The sequence below is a fragment of the Pseudomonas agarici genome (assembly GCF_900109755.1).
GTDB lineage: Bacteria > Pseudomonadota > Gammaproteobacteria > Pseudomonadales > Pseudomonadaceae > Aquipseudomonas > Aquipseudomonas agarici.
Genome location: NZ_FOAR01000001.1, coordinates 154,187 through 167,907, shown reverse-complemented (window position 1 = coordinate 167,907; position 13,721 = coordinate 154,187). Strand labels below are relative to the sequence as shown.

At 60.1% G+C, this 13,721-nt stretch carries 11 protein-coding genes; 5 read left to right on the top strand and 6 right to left on the bottom strand.

Translation table 11 applies throughout. The annotated features are described in order from the left end of the window. Nucleotides 1-2: 2 nt before the first annotated feature. Entirely contained in the window at nucleotides 3-1,010 is a 1,008-nt protein-coding gene (gene yejK, locus BMX68_RS00720; RefSeq protein WP_017130769.1) for a nucleoid-associated protein YejK, read from the bottom strand. Nucleotides 1,011-1,404: 394 nt separating this feature from the next. Here yejK and BMX68_RS00715 point away from each other — a divergent pair, with 394 nt between their 5' ends. Next, nucleotides 1,405-1,686, top strand: a complete 282-nt coding sequence (locus tag BMX68_RS00715) for an HU family DNA-binding protein (protein WP_010445708.1) — start codon at nucleotides 1,405-1,407, stop codon at nucleotides 1,684-1,686. 62 nt (nucleotides 1,687-1,748) lie between these two features. On the opposite strand, the gene rlmF is transcribed toward BMX68_RS00715, so the two are convergent. From rlmF to BMX68_RS00690, 5 genes are all read right to left on the bottom strand, one after another. After that, nucleotides 1,749-2,777, bottom strand: coding sequence for a 23S rRNA (adenine(1618)-N(6))-methyltransferase RlmF (rlmF, locus tag BMX68_RS00710; protein ID WP_017130770.1), 1,029 nt, complete (start codon nucleotides 2,775-2,777; stop codon nucleotides 1,749-1,751). 109 nt (nucleotides 2,778-2,886) lie between these two features. Beyond that, nucleotides 2,887-5,733, bottom strand: coding sequence for a valine--tRNA ligase (locus BMX68_RS00705; RefSeq protein ID WP_017130771.1), 2,847 nt, complete (start codon nucleotides 5,731-5,733; stop codon nucleotides 2,887-2,889). Between the two features lie 237 nt (nucleotides 5,734-5,970). Then, nucleotides 5,971-6,384 (bottom strand): hypothetical protein, encoded by a 414-nt coding sequence (locus BMX68_RS00700; protein ID WP_017130772.1) that lies wholly within the window; start codon nucleotides 6,382-6,384, stop codon nucleotides 5,971-5,973. Nucleotides 6,385-6,392: 8 nt separating this feature from the next. Beyond that, nucleotides 6,393-6,821: a DNA polymerase III subunit chi gene (locus BMX68_RS00695; RefSeq protein ID WP_017130773.1), complete on the bottom strand. Its 429-nt coding sequence runs from the start codon at nucleotides 6,819-6,821 to the stop codon at nucleotides 6,393-6,395. A gap of 58 nt (nucleotides 6,822-6,879) precedes the next feature. Next, the gene (locus BMX68_RS00690) at nucleotides 6,880-8,370 is read right to left on the bottom strand and encodes a leucyl aminopeptidase (protein WP_017130774.1); all 1,491 of its coding nucleotides are present in this window, start codon (nucleotides 8,368-8,370) and stop codon (nucleotides 6,880-6,882) included. A 285-nt stretch (nucleotides 8,371-8,655) separates the two neighbouring features. Here BMX68_RS00690 and lptF point away from each other — a divergent pair, with 285 nt between their 5' ends. From lptF to lepB, 4 genes are all read left to right on the top strand, one after another. Further along, nucleotides 8,656-9,774: an LPS export ABC transporter permease LptF gene (gene lptF, locus BMX68_RS00685; protein ID WP_017130775.1), complete on the top strand. Its 1,119-nt coding sequence runs from the start codon at nucleotides 8,656-8,658 to the stop codon at nucleotides 9,772-9,774. Further along, nucleotides 9,767-10,828 carry an LPS export ABC transporter permease LptG gene (lptG, locus tag BMX68_RS00680; RefSeq protein ID WP_060782181.1) on the top strand — a complete coding sequence of 354 codons (1,062 nt, stop codon included), beginning with the start codon at nucleotides 9,767-9,769 and terminating at the stop codon, nucleotides 10,826-10,828. The genes lptF and lptG overlap by 8 nt, the downstream gene beginning before the upstream one ends. Before the next feature lie 168 nt (nucleotides 10,829-10,996). Continuing rightward, nucleotides 10,997-12,796 (top strand): translation elongation factor 4, encoded by a 1,800-nt coding sequence (lepA, locus tag BMX68_RS00675; protein WP_017130776.1) that lies wholly within the window; start codon nucleotides 10,997-10,999, stop codon nucleotides 12,794-12,796. Nucleotides 12,797-12,801: 5 nt separating this feature from the next. Continuing rightward, nucleotides 12,802-13,656, top strand: a complete 855-nt coding sequence (gene lepB / locus BMX68_RS00670) for a signal peptidase I (RefSeq protein ID WP_017130777.1) — start codon at nucleotides 12,802-12,804, stop codon at nucleotides 13,654-13,656. The last annotated feature ends 65 nt before the right edge of the window (nucleotides 13,657-13,721 follow it).

Genomic DNA, 13,721 nt, shown 5'->3' with positions numbered 1-13,721 from the left:
ATTCAGTCCTTGCGGCGCTTGAGCTGATCGGTGAGCTGGGTCGGCAGGCCCTTGATGATCAGGGTCCCGGCTTCCTCGTCATATTCGATCTTCGAGCCCAGCAGATGCGCTTCAAAACTGATGGACAGACCTTCGGCGCGACCGGTGAAACGACGGAACTGGTTCAGGGTGCGTTTGTCGGCTGGGATTTCCGGCGACAAGCCATAATCCTTGTTACGGATATGTTCGTAGAACGCCCGCGGGCGGTCTTCGTCGATCAGCCCCGAGAGCTCTTCCAGGCCCATGGGTTCGCCCATCTTGGCCTGGCTGCTGGCGTAGTCCACCAGAGTCTTGGTTTTCTCGCGGGCATCGTCTTCGGGCAGGTCTTCGCTTTCGACGAAGTCACTGAAGGCCTTGAGCAGTGTCCGAGTCTCACCCGGACCGTCGACACCTTCCTGACAGCCGATGAAGTCGCGGAAGTACTCCGAGACCTTCTTGCCGTTCTTGCCCTTGATAAAGGAAATGTATTGCTTGGATTGCTGGTTGTTCTGCCACTCGGAAATGTTGATGCGCGCAGCCAGGTGCAACTGGGCCAGGTCCAGGTGACGGGAAGGGGTGACGTCCAGCTCGGCATTCACTGCCACGCCTTCACTGTGGTGCAACAGGGCAATCGCCAGGTAATCAGTCATGCCTTGCTGATAGTGGGCGAACAGGACATGGCCGCCGACCGAGAGGTTGGACTCTTCCATCAGCTTCTGCAGGTGCTCCACGGCGACCCGACTGAACGCGGTAAAGTCCCTGCCGCCATCCAGGTACTCTTTCAGCCAGCCGCTGAAAGGGTGGGCGCCGGACTCGGCGTGAAAAAAACCCCAGGCCTTGCCCTGCTTGGCGTTATAGCTTTCGTTGAGGTCGGCCAGCATGTGTTCGATGGCCTGGGACTCGCTCAATTCGGAGTCGCGGGCGTGGAGTACGGCAGGTGTGCCATCGGGTTTCTTGTCGATCAGGTGGACGATACAATGACGGATCGGCATGGGCTTCTCGGCTGATTGTCAGGGGGAGCAGCAGCTCCCCGGAAAAGCTATCAGTGTACCGTAGACGCGGACGGAATCAGCGTTCGCGAGGCCAAACGGGGTCGAGCGGCGGTTTCTGGCAGTTTTTTTCGAAAACCGGAGCAAAAGCTGGCCAAATGGCTAGGTAGAAGCGGATATTTCCCCGTCTCTGTGCTAGTTTTGCCCCGTCTTGCGCCCAGTAAGGGCGCAAAGCGCGCATTCAGCAGCTATCAGGTCGAACCAAACCCCGCTTTTGTTATCTACATCCGCGATCCGTGGTGGTTTATCAGCGGGGTGTCAGGTCCACAAGACTTGGCTCGACGGCTGACACTGCACTCTGCAATCCAAATGAATTTGATAGGGAAGGAACATCTCAATGGCTATTACTAAAGACCAACTGATCGCTGATATCGCCGAAGCTACCGCTCTGCAGAAGACTGAAGTGCGTAAGGTTCTCGAGCAACTGACCGATATCGTTGCTGATCAATTGGAAAATGGCGGCGAAATCACTCTGCCAGGCGTTGGCAAGCTGAAAGTGACCGAGCGTCCTGCCCGTACTGGCCGTAACCCTTCGACTGGCGCCGCCATCGAAATCGCTGCCAAGAAAGTTATCAAGCTCGTCGTGGCTAAGGCTCTGACTGACGCGGTTAACAAGTAAGACGCAGCGCAACCGTGCTTCGGAGCGATCCGGGCGCGGTTTTTTTTCGCCTGGTGAAAGACTCAGGCGCGAGCCGCGCTCCAGTGCTGCCGTGCCCAGGCTTGTTGCTGGGCCTTGTTGTGGAAGGTCCAGGCAATGAAACGGCTCTGCTTCTGGCCCTGAGACATTTCCACCACCTTGCTCTCCACGGCGCCGACCTTCTTCAGTGCCACGTCGATGGCCGGCAGGTTTGAGGCCTTGGATACCAAGGTGCTGAACCACAGCACCTGGTTCGCCAACGGCGGGCTTTCGCTGATCAGTTGGGTGACGAAGCGGGCTTCGCCACCTTCACACCATAATTCCGCCGATTGGCCGCCAAAATTCAGCACCGGCAGCTTGCGCTTGGGATCAGCCTTGCCCAGGGCGCGCCATTTGCGCCGGCTGCCGCTCCGGGCCTCGTCCAGGGAGGCGTGAAATGGCGGGTTACACATTGTCAGCTCAAAACGCTCGGTGCTTTCCAGCAGGCCACTGAGGATGTGCTTTGGATTGCCTTGCTGGCGCAGGCTGATGGCCTTGTTCAAGCCGTTGGACTGGACGACTGCCTTGGCGGCCGCCAGCGCGGTGGTATCGATGTCCGAGCCGAGGAACTGCCAGCGATAGTCGCTGTGGCCGATCAATGGGTAGATGCAGTTGGCGCCGACGCCGATATCCAACACGCGCACGGCGGCGCCACGAGGAATGTTGCCTTCATTGCTTTCGGCCAGCAGGTCGGCGAGAAAGTGCACATAATCGGCACGTCCCGGCACCGGTGGGCAGAGGAAGTCGGTGGGAATATCCCAGTGCTGGATACCGTAGAAGGCCTTGAGCAGCGCCCGGTTGAACACGCGCACGGCGGCCGGGTCGGCAAAGTCGATGCTTTGCTTGCCATGGGGGTTGAGGATGACGAACTTGCCCAGTTCGGGGCAACCCTTGATCAGTTGCGGGAAGTCATAGCGGCCCTGGTGACGGTTGCGTGGGTGCAGGCTGGCTTTCTCGCGTGGCTCGACGGCCTTGACCGAGGCGACGGGCTTGGGCTTCTTGCGCGGGGCTTTGGGGTGGCTCGGGGCGTTCATGGGCAGGATCGATTCGGGTAGGACTTGAAGGGCAGGCATTGTCCCATATTCACCGGTAGTGCCCATGAAAAAGGACTCCGCAGAGTCCTTTTTCAGTCAAACATCAGCCTTACAGGCTGGCAATCCGCGCATGTTGCTCGGCCAGCTTGCCCAGGGCCTGTTCGGCCTCGGCCAGTTTGGCGCGCTCTTTGTCGATGACTTCGGCGGGCGCCTTGTCGACGAACGCGGCATTCGACAGCTTGCCGCCCACCCGTTGCACTTCACCTTGCAGGCGCAGGATTTCCTTGTCCAGGCGGGCCAATTCGGCGCTCTTGTCGATCAACCCGGCCATCGGCACCAGCACTTCCATCTCGCCCACCAGGGCGGTAGCGGACAGCGGGGCCTCGTCGCCAGCAGCCAGCACGGTGATCGATTCGAGCTTGGCGAGCTTTTTCAGCAGTTGCTCGTTCTCGTTCAGGCGACGCAGGTCTTGCTCGTTGAGGTTCTTCAGGAACAACGCCAATGGTTTGCCCGGGCCGATATTCATCTCGGCGCGGATGTTGCGCACGCCGAGCATCAAGCCCTTGAGCCATTCGATATCGTCTTCGGCAACCGGGTCGATACGCGCTTCGCTGGCCACCGGCCACGGTTGCAGCATGATGGTCGGGCCGACAGCGCCGACCAGCGGCGCCAGGCGCTGCCAGATTTCCTCGGTGATGAACGGCATGAACGGATGTGCCAGGCGCAGGGCCACTTCCAGCACGCGCACCAGCGTGCGACGGGTGCCGCGATGGCGCTCGATCGGTGCGTTCTCGTCCCACAGGACCGGCTTGGACAGCTCCAGATACCAGTCGCAGTACTGGTTCCAGATGAACTCGTAGAGGGCCTGAGCCGCGAGGTCGAAGCGGAACTGGTCGAGCTGGCGGGTCACTTCGGCTTCGGTGCGCTGCAACTGCGAGATGATCCAGCGATCCGCCAGGGACAGCTCGTAGGCTTCACCGTTCTGGCCGCAGTCTTCGCCTTTGTCCAACACATAGCGAGCGGCGTTCCAGATCTTGTTACAGAAGTTGCGATAGCCTTCGACGCGGCCCATGTCGAACTTGATGTCGCGACCGGTGGAAGCCAGTGAGCAGAAGGTGAAGCGCAGGGCATCGGTGCCATAGCTGGCGATACCTTCGGCGAACTCGGCGCGGGTCTGCTTCTCGATGGTCTTCTGCAACTTAGGCTGCATCAGGCCGGTGGTGCGTTTGTGCACCAGCGCTTCGAGTTCGATACCGTCGATGATGTCCAGCGGGTCGAGGACATTACCCTTGGACTTGGACATCTTCTGGCCCTGGCCATCACGCACCAGGCCATGGACGTACACGGTCTTGAACGGAACCTGCGGCGTGCCGTCCGCGTTCTTCACCAGATGCATGGTCAGCATGATCATCCGGGCGACCCAGAAGAAAATGATGTCGAAGCCGGTCACCAGCACATCGGTGGAGTGGAAGGTTTTGAGGGCGTCGGTCTGCTGCGGCCAGCCCAGGGTGGAGAAGGTCCACAGGCCCGAACTGAACCAGGTGTCGAGAACGTCGTTGTCCTGTTGCAGGACAACATCCGGACCGAGGTTGTGCTTGGCACGGACTTCGGCCTCATCGCGACCGACATAGACCTTGCCCGACTCGTCGTACCAGGCCGGAATCCGGTGGCCCCACCACAGTTGGCGGCTGATGCACCAATCCTGGATATCGCGCATCCAGGAGAAGTACATGTTCTCATACTGTTTGGGCACGAAGGCGATGCGGCCGTCTTCCACGGCGGCGATGGCCGGTTCGGCCAAAGGTTTGGTCGACACATACCATTGGTCGGTCAGCCATGGTTCGATGATGGTGCCGGAGCGATCGCCCTTCGGCACTTTCAAATTGTGGTCGTCAACGCTGACCAGCAGGCCGGCGGCGTCGAAAGCGGCGACGATCTGCCGACGCGCTTCGAACCGATCGAGGCCGGCGTATTGCGCCGGGATCTTGCCGTCGATGCTGTCATTGAGCGTGCCGTCGAGGTTGAACACCTGGCAGGCGGACAGGACGCGGGCGTTCTTGTCGAAGATGTTCAGCAATGGCAGCGCGTGGCGCTTGCCGACTTCATAGTCGTTGAAGTCGTGGGCGGGGGTGATCTTCACGCAGCCGGTGCCGAATTCAGGGTCGCAGTAATCGTCGGCAATGATCGGGATACGGCGGCCGACCAGCGGCAGTTCGACGAACTTACCGATCAGCGCCTTGTAGCGTCCGTCCTGTGGGTTGACCGCGACGGCGGCGTCGCCAAGCATGGTTTCCGGACGAGTGGTTGCCACGATCAGGTAATCCAGGCCTTCAGCGGTCTTGGCGCCATCGGCCAGCGGGTAGCGCAGGTTCCACAGGAAACCCTTCTCGTCGTGGTTTTCCACTTCAAGGTCGGAAATCGCCGTGTGCAGTTGGGTGTCCCAGTTGACCAGGCGCTTGCCGCGATAGATCAGACCGTCTTCGTGCAGGCGCACGAACGCTTCCTTGACGGCTTCCGAAAGACCGTCGTCCATGGTGAAGCGCTCGCGGCTCCAGTCCACCGAAGAGCCCAGGCGACGGATCTGCCGGCTGATATTGCCGCCGGATTGATCCTTCCATTGCCATACCTTCTCGAGAAACTTCTCGCGTCCCAGGTCGTGACGGCTCTGGCCCTGGGCTTCGAGCTGGCGCTCCACCAGCATCTGTGTGGCGATCCCCGCGTGGTCGGTGCCTGGCTGCCACAAGGTGTTGCGCCCCTGCATGCGGCGGAAACGGATCAGGGCGTCCATGATCGCGTTGTTGAAGCCGTGACCCATATGCAGGCTGCCGGTGACGTTCGGCGGCGGGATCATGATGGTGTAGGAGTCGCCCGCGCCTTGCGGGGCGAAGTAATTCTCGGACTCCCAAGTCTGGTACCAGGAAGTTTCAATGGCGTGCGGTTGGTAGGTCTTATCCATGCGCGGCGGGACCCTTAGGCATTAATTCAGGAAAGCCGACAAGTATAACGGGGATATTGCGCGGGGCGTAGAGTGAGGCGAGGGCTGGCGGTACAAATATGCGCGCTGGCTTTTCAGTCTCGGTCAGCTCAGAGAGTTTGCAATCGAGCGCGCTCACCACGAGGTCGCGCTCGGCGTCGATTTTTTTGCCAACGGGTATTGGAACAGGCCCTGCTTCCACAAGGTGGGCGAGATGCGTCAGGAAGGATACTGGCTCAGCAGGCGCTCCATCCGGGCTTCCAGGCGGCGTTTGATCTCGGTTTCGATGTGCGGGGCGAAGTCGTCGATCACATCCTGCATGATCAGTTGCGCGGCGGCGCGCAATTCGCTGTCCAGGTGCAACAGGGCGTCTTGGCCACTGGTTTTCAGCGGTTGCGCTGCCACGACGCCGACGGGCGCCGGTTGCGCTTCTACGGTGGGGGCGATCTCAGGGAGCGCGTCGGCTTCGGCTTTTTTGCTCACCCTGTCGAATAACAGCGGAATCTGCCCTTCGTTGGTCACCGCTTCGGTCAGCAGCGGTGGCTGCAGGGTGTCATCGCCCAGCAACTTGCGGATCGATTCGAGCTCATCAAGTAGCGGTGCAGCTTTTTGTGGTTGTTTTGGCGTGTCCATCGGGGTGCTCAAAATCGCTGTAGACGGTGATCTTGCAGAGGATATCCCTGTTCGCGGTAGAAGCGGAAACTCTCTCGCGCCGCCTGGCGGATCGCTGGGTCCTCCACCACCACTTCCGCCACGCGGGCAAAGCGCGAGGCAAAGGTCGGTACTTTCATGTCGAGGTTCACCAGCAGGTCCTGATGAGTGCCGGGGTCTTCGCCCAATCCCAGGACCACGCTGCCCTCGGGCTCGCTTTCCGCCGGGCCGTGGGGGATAAAACACTCGCCTTTGAAACGCCACAGACGGGCATCCAGCTCATCGCGCTGGCTGGCATCGCTGCAGTGCAGGTAAACCTTGTGTCCCAGGCGCCAGGCTTTTTCGGTCAGTTTGCAGGCAAAGTCCAGCCGCGCTGAAGGATCGGGGCTGGGCAGGATATAGAAGTCGACTTGGGTCATAGAGGCTCCTGAGCCATGGCGCCATCCTCCGCCGAGGAGGACGCCGTGGTCGGCAATGTCAGGCCTTGGCGCGATCCAGCAGGTACTGGGTCAGCAGGGGAACCGGACGACCGGTGGCGCCCTTGTCCTTGCCGCCGCTGGTCCAGGCCGTGCCGGCGATGTCCAGGTGAGCCCAGTTCAGGTTCTTGGTAAAGCGCGAAAGGAAGCAGGCGGCGGTGATGGTGCCGGCTTTCGGACCGCCGATGTTGGCGATGTCGGCGAACGGGCTGTCCAGTTGCTCCTGATACTCATCGAACAGTGGTAGTTGCCAGGCGCGGTCGTCGGCCTGGCGACCGGCGTTCAGCAATTGTTCGATCAGTTCGTCGTTGTTGCCCAGCAGGCCCGAAGTGTGGGCGCCGAGGGCAACGATGCAGGCGCCGGTCAGGGTGGCGATATCGATCACTGCCTGGGGCTTGAAACGCTCGACGTAGGTCAAGGCATCACACAACACCAGGCGGCCTTCGGCGTCGGTGTTGAGAATTTCCACGGTTTGGCCGCTGAGGGTGGTGACGATGTCGCCCGGACGGCTCGCACCACCGCTTGGCATGTTTTCGGCGCAGGCCAGGATGCACACCAGGTTGATCGCCAGCTTCAGTTCCAGCACGGCTTGCAGGGTACCGAAGACGCTGGCGGCACCGCCCATGTCGTACTTCATTTCATCCATTGCGGCGCCTGGCTTGAGGCTGATGCCGCCGGTGTCGAAGGTAATACCTTTACCGACCAGGGCGAACGGCTTCTCGGATTTCTTGCCGCCGTGGTACTGCATGACGATCAGGCGTGGTGGTTGGTCGCTGCCCTGGCCTACCGCGTAGAACGAGCCCATGCCCAGTTCCTTGATCTTCTTCTCGTCGAAGATCTCGACCTTCAGGTCCTTGTAGGTCTTGCCCAGATGCTTGGCCTGCTCGGCGAGGTAGATGGGGTGGCAGATGTTCGGCGGGGTATTGCCCAGGTCGCGAGTAAAAGCCATGCCGTTGGCGATTGCCTTGGCATGGGTCACGGCGCGCTCGACTTCGGCTTGGGCGGCCTTGATGGTGACCAGGGTGATTTTCTTCAGGGCCTGCGGATCGGTTTTCTGGCTCTTATAGGCATCGAAACTGTATTCGCCATCCAGTAGGCTTTGTGCCAGGAGACGGGTTTTGCCGTAGCTGTCGCGGCCCTTGACCACCAGTTCGTCGAAGGCCAGCACGGCATCGCTGCCACCCAGGCCCTTGAGGGTGCCGAGGATGCCGGCGACGGTCTTGCGAAATGGCCGGTCGCCCAGCTCGGCGTCTTTGCCCACGCCCACCAGCAACACACGCTCGGCTTTCAGATTCGGCAGGCTCTGTAATAGCAGGCTTTGGCCGACCTTGCCGGCCAGGTCGCCGCGCTTGAGGATCGCACTGATGGCGCCGCCAGTCAGTTCATCGACTTTCTGCGCGACAGTACCCAGTTTGCGGCCTTCGCCGACAGCGAGTACCAGGGTGGCGGTTTTCAACGTTTCCGGGCTAACGCTCTTTACAACCAGTTCCATGTCTGGGTCCCTGAATAAAGGTTCAGTGGGCGCCGAGCGTGCGCTCCGCGTTGGGTGGCTTGGCAGCGCGGTAGCGTGCAAGCGACAAAGGCCGCAGTTTGAACCTCGCCGCCCGCCGCTGACAACCCTGCATTGCAGCTTTGCGTGCGCGGTTGAGCGTGCGCAGTGACAGGGGCGGTCAATCACAGGATAATGTGCCATCTTTTTAGGCGGTCCACCGTGTGGGCCGATGTTGATTGCCTGCTTGTTCGGCCGCCTTAGCCTGACAACCCTGGAGTGTCTGGTTTGATCGTCTTTCGTTATCTGTCTCGCGAAGTCCTGGTTACATTGACTGCCGTCAGCGCCGTGCTGCTGGTGATCACCATGAGCGGGCGCTTCGTCAAGTTCCTCGCCCAGGCCGCTTCGGGCGCGCTAGATCCGGGAGCATTGTTCCTGATCATGGGCTTTCGCCTGCCTGGTTTCCTACAACTGATTCTGCCGTTGGGGTTGTTTCTCGGGATTTTGCTGGCCTATGGCCGGTTGTACCTGGAAAGCGAAATGACCGTGTTGTCCGCCACCGGCATGAGCCAGCGGCGGCTGCTCGGCATGACCATGGCGCCGGCCCTGCTGGTGGCTCTGTTGGTGGCCTGGTTGAGCCTGAGCCTGGCGCCCCAAGGGGCGTACCAGTTCCAACTGGTGCTCAACAAGCAGGATGCCCTGACTGAATTCGACACCTTGGAGCCAGGGCGCTTCCAGGCACTGAACGATGGTTCGCGGATCACCTACACGGAGAAGCTGTCGGATGACCGCACCCGCCTGGGCGGCGTGTTCATTTCGGAAAAGCGTCTCGGCCAGGACAAGAAAGACCGTGGCATCTCGGTGCTGGTCGCCGATCACGGGCGCCTGGAGGTCAAGCCTGACGGTAATCGTTACCTGATTCTCGAGAACGGCTACCGCTATGACGGCAGTCCGGGGCAGGCAGATTATCGCTCGATCAAATATGACACCTATGGCGTGCAGATGGAAAAACCGGAAATCAGCAACGAGGTGACCGACCGCGACGCCCTCGCGACCCGCGACCTGTGGGGTAGCAGCGAACGTAAGGCGATTGCCGAGCTGCAATGGCGTCTGTCGTTGCCGCTGCTGGTGTTTATCGTGACCCTCATGGCGGTGCCGCTGTCGCGGGTCAATCCGCGCCAGGGTCGCTTTCTCAAGCTGTTGCCGGCGATCTTGCTGTACATGGCGTACCTGACCATGCTGATTTCCGCCCGTGGTTCGCTGGAGAAAGGCCACCTGTCGCCACTGCTCGGCTTGTGGTGGGTGCATGGGTTGTTCTTGGTGATCGGCCTGGGGCTGCTGTATTGGGAACCGTTGCGTTTGAAGCTGGCGAGTCGCCGCCACCTGAAGGAGATGGCTCGTGGTTAAGCTCGACCGCTACATTGGCAGCACGGTATTCCTGGCGATCCTGGCGGTGCTCGGGATTATTCTGGGCCTGGCCTCGTTGTTTGCCTTTATCGACGAGATGGGCAATGTCAGCGACACCTACACATGGGGCGATATCCTCGGTTTTGTCGCGTTGACGGCGCCTCGTCGGGTCTACGACATGTTGCCGATGGCCGGCCTGATCGGTTGCCTGATTGGCCTGGGCAGCCTGGCAAGCAACAGCGAGCTGACCATCATGCGTGCAGCGGGTGTGTCCGTCGGGCGTATCGTCTGGGCGGTGATGAAGCCGATGTTGGTGCTGATGATCGTTGGCGTGTTGGTGGGCGAGTATGTGGCACCGGTCACCGAGAGCAAGGCCCAGGCCAATCGTGCACTGGCCCAGGGTTCGGGTGATGCCCAGAGCTCCAAGCATGGCCTGTGGCATCGCCAGGGCGATGAGTTCATCCATATCAACGCCGTGCAACCCCAAGGGCTGCTCTATGGGGTGACTCGCTATCATTTTGACGAGCAGCGGCATCTGCTGTCGTCGAGCTTCGCCAGGCAGGCCCGCTTCGACAAAGATCACTGGAACCTGACGGATGTCACCACCACCTATTTCCGGGGTGACCACACCGAGGTCATCAATACAGCGGAGGAGGTCTGGGGTGTATCCCTTAGCCCGAATCTGCTGAGTACCGTGGTGATGGTGCCCGAAGCACTGTCGATCAGCGGCCTGTGGGGTTACATCCATTACCTGTCGGAGCAGGGGCTGGCCAACGGCCGTTACTGGTTGGCGTTCTGGGTCAAGATCCTGCAGCCACTGGTCACGGGCGCGCTGGTGCTGATGGCGATCTCGTTCATCTTCGGTCCTTTGCGTTCGGTGACCTTGGGCCAGCGGGTGTTTACCGGCGTGCTGGTGGGCTTCACCTTCCGTATCGCCCAGGATCTGCTGGGGCCGTCGAGCCTGGTATTCGGCTTTTCGCCGCTGTTGGCGGTGCTGGTTCCGGCGGGAATCTGTGCCGTCGCCGGGCTCTGGCTGTTGCGTCGTGCCGGATAAGGCTGCCAACCACGTCAGGCTGGCCGAAAAAAAGCCTCTGCCGGTTGGCAGGGTTTTTTTGTGCCAGTCGCCTTGCCTGTGAGCGTGACGCCTAGGTCGCGCATCAGGTACAATTCCCGGCTATTTTTCGGCGGGCAGTCTGCCTGCAACCTTTTTGAGTGTTGACCCGTGAGTGATTTGAGTCATATCCGCAATTTCTCCATCATCGCCCACATTGACCATGGCAAGTCGACTCTGGCCGATCGCTTCATCCAGATGTGCGGCGGCCTTGCCGAGCGCGAAATGGAAGCGCAGGTGCTGGACTCCATGGACCTTGAGCGCGAGCGCGGGATCACCATCAAGGCCCACAGCGTTACCCTGTACTACAAAGCCAAAGACGGCATCACCTACCAGTTGAACTTCATCGATACCCCAGGCCACGTCGACTTCACCTACGAAGTCAGCCGTTCCTTGGCTGCCTGTGAAGGTGCATTGCTGGTGGTCGACGCCGGTCAGGGCGTCGAGGCCCAATCCGTCGCCAACTGCTATACGGCGATCGAGCAAGGCCTGGAAGTCATGCCGGTGCTGAACAAGATCGACCTGCCACAGGCCGAGCCCGAGCGGGTGAAGGAAGAAATCGAAAAAATCATCGGCATCGATGCCACCGACGCCGTCACCTGCAGCGCCAAGACCGGCCTGGGTGTCGATGAGGTACTTGAGCGCCTGGTCGCCACGATCCCCGCACCGACCGGCAATATCGAAGATCCGCTGCAAGCGTTGATCATCGACTCCTGGTTCGACAACTACCTGGGCGTGGTATCCCTGGTGCGCGTGCGCCACGGTCGCGTGAAGAAGGGCGACAAGATCCTGGTCAAGTCCACCGGCAAGATGCACTTGGTCGACAGCGTTGGCGTGTTCAATCCCAAGCACACCGCCACCGTCGACCTGAAGGCTGGCGAAGTGGGCTTTATCATCGCCGGTATCAAGGACATTCATGGTGCGCCGGTGGGGGATACCCTGACCCTGAGCACCACTCCCGATGTCGACGTGCTGCCGGGCTTCAAACGCATCCAGCCACAGGTTTACGCCGGCCTGTTCCCGGTCAGCTCCGACGATTTCGAAGACTTTCGCGAAGCCCTGCAAAAGCTCACGTTGAACGATTCCTCGCTGCAGTACACGCCGGAAAGCTCCGACGCCCTGGGCTTCGGCTTTCGTTGCGGGTTCCTCGGCATGCTGCACATGGAGATCATCCAGGAGCGCCTGGAGCGCGAGTACGACCTGGACCTGATCACCACCGCGCCGACGGTCATCTTCGAGCTCAAGCTCAAGAACGGCGAAACTATCTACGTTGACAACCCGTCCAAGCTGCCGGACCTGTCCGCCATCGAAGACATGCGCGAACCGATCGTGCGGGCCAATATCCTGGTACCGCAGGAACATCTGGGCAACGTCATTACACTGTGTGTCGAAAAACGCGGGCTCCAGCATGACATGCTGTTCCTCGGCTCGCAGGTGCAAGTCACCTATGATCTGCCGATGAACGAAGTGGTCCTGGACTTTTTCGATCGCCTCAAATCCACCAGTCGCGGCTATGCCTCGCTGGATTATCACTTCGATCGCTACCAATCAGCTAATCTGGTCAAGCTGGATGTGCTGATCAACGGTGAGAGGGTCGACGCCTTGGCGTTGATCGTGCATCGTGACAACGCGCACTACAAAGGGCGTGCGTTGACCGAAAAGATGAAAGAACTGATTCCTCGTCAGATGTTCGATGTTGCCATCCAGGCCGCCATTGGCGGGCAGATCGTGGCGCGCACAACTGTCAAGGCGCTCAGAAAGAACGTACTGGCCAAATGCTATGGTGGTGACGTTAGCCGCAAGCGCAAGCTGTTGGAAAAGCAGAAGGCCGGTAAAAAACGCATGAAGCAAGTAGGCAACGTGGAAATTCCACAGGAAGCCTTCCTTGCGGTGCTCAAGTTGGATAGTTAGGTCCTATGTCACTCAATTTCCCGCTGTTGCTGGTTATCGCCGTCGCCGTCTGCGGTTTGTTGGCGTTGCTCGATCTGGTCTTTCTGGCGCCACGTCGGCGTGCTGCGATCTCCACCTACCAGGGCAGCGTCTCGCAGCCCGAGGCCGAGGTGGTCGAGAAGCTGAACAAGGAGCCTTTGCTGGTTGAGTACGGCAAATCCTTCTTCCCGGTGCTATTCATCGTGCTGGTGTTGCGCTCGTTTCTGGTCGAACCGTTCCAGATTCCATCCGGCTCGATGAAACCGACCCTGGATGTCGGTGACTTCATCCTGGTGAACAAGTTCTCCTATGGGATCCGCTTGCCGGTGATCGACAAGAAAGTGATCCAGATGGGTGATCCCAAGCGCGGCGATGTGATGGTGTTTCGCTACCCCAGCGATCCGAATGTCAATTACATCAAGCGTGTAGTCGGGCTGCCGGGTGACGTGGTGCGTTACACCAGCGACAAGAAGTTGTTCGTCAACGGCGAGTCCGTGGCCCAGCAACTGGTGGGCAGCGAGCCCGGCATGCTCGGCAGTGCCGAAATCTACAAAGAGAAGCTGGGCGCCGCCGAACACCTGATCCGTCAAGAGATGGGCCGTTATCGCGCGCCGCCTGACCATGAGTGGAAAGTGCCTGCCGGGCACTATTTCATGATGGGCGACAACCGCGACAACTCCAACGACAGTCGCTATTGGGATGATCCCAATATTCCCAAGGAGGAACAGGGCATGGTTCCCGACGAGAATATCGTCGGCAAGGCCTTCGCGGTCTGGATGAGCTGGCCTGATCCGAAGTTCAGCCACCTGCCGAATTTCTCGCGGGTCGGCCTGATCAAGTAACCCAAGCGGCGCTGTGAATACGGCGCCGAATGCTTTTCAGGTGCTTGAACAATATGAGAGCAACG